The sequence below is a fragment of the Psychrobacillus sp. genome (assembly GCF_056205495.1).
Map to the genome: position 1 here is coordinate 1 of NZ_JBAEAP010000643.1, position 3,709 is coordinate 3,709.

Consider the following 3,709-nt stretch of genomic DNA (forward strand, 5'->3'; position numbering starts at 1 on the left):
TAGGCTAAATTTATTCATTTCATTCTCCTTAAATTTGTCATTACTTAAGTAATTCTATATTCCGATTCAATTCTCCTATTATTCCCAAAAATAAAGTTATTAACGTTATCTCAACTACTTAACTTCCTCGGTTTATAACTACATTCCTAAAACGATGATTTATTTCGGCCAACGCTGTAAGTCCTGGCAGTCGGGTCAAAGCCCTAATATCTAAACGATCATTACAGATTGTATTTCGATATACGTTTCAGAAAAAATATAAATAAAAAAAGCCTGCAAATTGTATCCGAAATTGGATTTGTTTTGCAGGCTTAAATTATTTTAGAATGCTTCTAATTAAAATTGTATTTGCTCTTCAATATAAGCTTTTACTTCTGAAATAGGCATTCTTGTTTGTTCCATAGAATCGCGATGACGCACTGTAACTTGGCCGTCCGTTTCGGAATCAAAGTCATACGTAATACAGAATGGTGTACCGATTTCATCCTGACGGCGGTAACGTTTACCAATGGATTGAGACTCATCATAATCAACCATGAAATGTTTGCTAAGGTCAGAAAACAGTGCTGTTGCACCTTCAGATAGCTTCTTCGATAAAGGCAAGATTGCTGCTTTTACCGGAGCTAGAGCAGGGTGGAAACGTAAAACTGTTCGTTGATCGTCGCCTTCTAGCTGCTCCACGTCATAAGCCTCGCATAAGAATGCCAATGTTACACGGTCAGCTCCTAGAGATGGCTCGATGCAATATGGTACATATCTTTCATTGGTTACTGGGTCGATATAATTGAAATCTTCACCCGAGTGTTCCATATGCTGTTTTAAATCGAAGTCAGTTCTATCGGCAATACCCCATAGCTCACCCCAACCAAATGGGAATTTATATTCAATGTCTGTTGTTGCATTCGAGTAATGAGAAAGCTCGTCGTCAGAGTGGTCTCTTAGACGAATACTATTCTCCGAAACACCTAAGTTAAGTAACCATTCGCGGCAATAATTGCGCCAGAACTCGAACCATTCCATGTCTTCGCCGGGCTTACAGAAAAACTCTAGCTCCATTTGTTCAAATTCTCTTGTACGGAAAGTGAAGTTACCAGGAGTGATTTCATTTCGGAAACTTTTACCGACTTGGGCAATACCGAATGGCATTTTTTTACGCATAGAACGCTGTACATTTTTATAGTTTACAAAAATACCTTGTGCCGTTTCTGGACGTAAAAAGATTTCGTTTGTAGAAGATTCCGTTACACCTTGGAAAGTTTTGAACATCAAGTTAAATTGACGAATTTCCGTGTAATCATATGCACCACAAGAAGGACAAACTACATTATGCTCCTTCATGATTTCTTCCATTCTCTCAAAGGAAAGGCCATCTATTACCATTTCAATTCCTTTTTTATCTAACGCATCCTCGATGATTTTATCCACACGGTGACGTGATTTACATTTTTTACAGTCGATCATTGGATCATTGAAGTTACCAATATGACCTGAAGCGACCCATGTTTTTGGGTTCATAAGAATAGCAGCATCTAACCCTACATTATAAGGGGATTCTTGTACAAATTTTTTCCACCAAGCTTTTTTTACGTTGTTTTTAAGCTCTACTCCAAGTGGACCGTAATCCCATGTATTTGCCAAACCTCCATAAATTTCAGAGCCAGGGAATACAAAGCCTCTTTGTTTTGCTAAACTTACTACATTTTCCATTGAAAATTCCATTTGACATACCTCCATTTTGATAAAAGCTTTTAAAGAAAAAAATGAAACAAAAAAACTCGTCTCCGGGCCTCAATAGCCCGGGGACGAGTTTATAACCCGCGGTTCCACCCCGATTGGTTGTATGTATGACAACCCTCTTTAAAAACTTAAGCTCCAAGCTGCCGTTTCCTGTAGATGTGGTCTTGCACTATCACCACTCGCTTTATGTTACAGTACTTATAATGCTCTTCAACGCTTTAATATTATTGATGATTGTATCATATGCTTCTTTATTTAGCAATGTGAGGGATAATGGTATATAATTATTTAGAATAAGTATAACTAAGTATAAACTTTGAGGCGGTGAGTCCAATCGAACTCAACAAACGGCAAGTCGAAATTTTGGACATTGTAAAAGGGAATGGACCTATTACTGGTGAACAAATTGCAGAACGACTTAATCTGACTAGGTCAACTCTAAGACCTGATCTTGCGATATTAACGATGGCTGGCTTCCTGGATGCTCGACCTCGTGTAGGTTATTTTTACTCAGGTAAGAAAACCAGTCAGGCAATCTCTGATAGCATTGCACAAATGCTCGTAAAGGATTTTCAGTCTATCCCCGTTGTTGTAGAAGAAAGTATGTCGGTTTACGATGCAATATGCCATATGTTTTTAGAGGATGTTGGCTCTTTGTTTGTCGTTGATAAAAAATCAGTATTATCCGGTGTGCTTTCTAGGAAAGACTTTTTACGAACAAGTATCGGGAACCAAGACTTAACTAAAATGCCGGTACATATGATTATGACTAGGATGCCAAATATTACGTATTGTCTGAAAGAAGATACATTAATTGAGGTAGCAAATAAGTTAATGAGTCGCCAAATAGACTCATTGCCAGTGGTAAAAGAAGCAAAAGACGGTTTAGAAATTGTCGGAAGGATTACTAAGACAAATATTACTCGGGCTTTCTTATCTTTAGCTGATGACCATGATTTATGAGGAGTGAAAGAATGAAAATGTTAAACCTATTTATTGTTTCAGACTCTATAGGAGAGACTGGCGAGCTAGTAGCTAGAGCTGCGGTAAGTCAGTTCAGACCAGGTCTGCAACATACAAAGTTAAAAAGATTTACCCATATCGATTCTATGGATCATATTAAAGAGATAACCGCTTTAGCTAAAGAACAGAATGCAAGTATTTTATATACATTAGTTCAGCAGGAAATGAGAGAAGCAATCGTTAAGTATTGCAAGGAATATGAATTAGAATGCGTCGATTTGATAGGCCCTGTGATTAATCTTTTAGAAAAGAAACTAGAGGAAAAATCTTTTGAAGAGCCAGGTCTTGTACGTAAGCTTGATGAAGACTACTTTAAGAAAATTGAGGCAGTAGAATTTGCAGTAAAATATGATGATGGCAGAGATCCAAGAGGGCTACTGCAGGCCGATATTGTATTAATAGGAGTTTCACGCACTTCTAAAACACCTTTATCTCAATATCTAGCAAACAAACGGTTCAAGGTTGCAAATGTACCTTTAGTACCGGAAGTAGAGCCACCAGAAGAACTTTTCCAAATTGATCCTTCGAAATGCTTCGGTCTTATAATCACTCCTGACAAATTAAACTCCATAAGAAGAGAAAGATTGATCGCAATTGGTCTTAAGGATGATGCTAGCTATGCCAAAGTGGAACGTATAAATGAAGAAATAGCGCACTTCGAAAAAGTAGTGGATCGAATTGGCTGTAGAGTTATTGATGTGACAAATCGAGCAGTAGAAGAAACAGCAAATTTAGTAATCACTCAAATTCAGCAAAAATAATTTAAAATTTTGGACCGATTCACAATTGTGAAAAGGTTTTTTTATGTACGAAAGCGAATTAAAGTATAGATTAATATATTGAAATGTTTTATAATACTTATTTGTGGAAAAAAGAAATTTTTCGTATTATCATGTAAATATTTTGTCGATTCTTGCAGGATTTTTCTTCAGTCTCTCGAATTAATACT

At 36.8% G+C, this 3,709-nt stretch carries 3 protein-coding genes; 2 read left to right on the top strand and 1 reads right to left on the bottom strand.

Annotated features, from left to right (window positions below):
• Window positions 1-336: 336 nt before the first annotated feature.
• Window positions 337-1,719 (bottom strand): glycine--tRNA ligase, encoded by a 1,383-nt coding sequence (locus tag AC06OU_RS18485; RefSeq protein WP_475857686.1) that lies wholly within the window; start codon window positions 1,717-1,719, stop codon window positions 337-339.
• A 342-nt stretch (window positions 1,720-2,061) separates the two neighbouring features.
• On the opposite strand from AC06OU_RS18485, the gene ccpN reads away from it, so the two are divergent.
• Window positions 2,062-2,700, top strand: coding sequence for a transcriptional regulator CcpN (gene ccpN / locus AC06OU_RS18490; RefSeq protein WP_340883218.1), 639 nt, complete (start codon window positions 2,062-2,064; stop codon window positions 2,698-2,700).
• Between the two features lie 11 nt (window positions 2,701-2,711).
• On the top strand, window positions 2,712-3,521 hold the full coding sequence (locus AC06OU_RS18495) for a pyruvate, water dikinase regulatory protein (protein ID WP_475857687.1): 810 nt from the start codon (window positions 2,712-2,714) through the stop codon (window positions 3,519-3,521).
• Window positions 3,522-3,709: the final 188 nt, after the last annotated feature.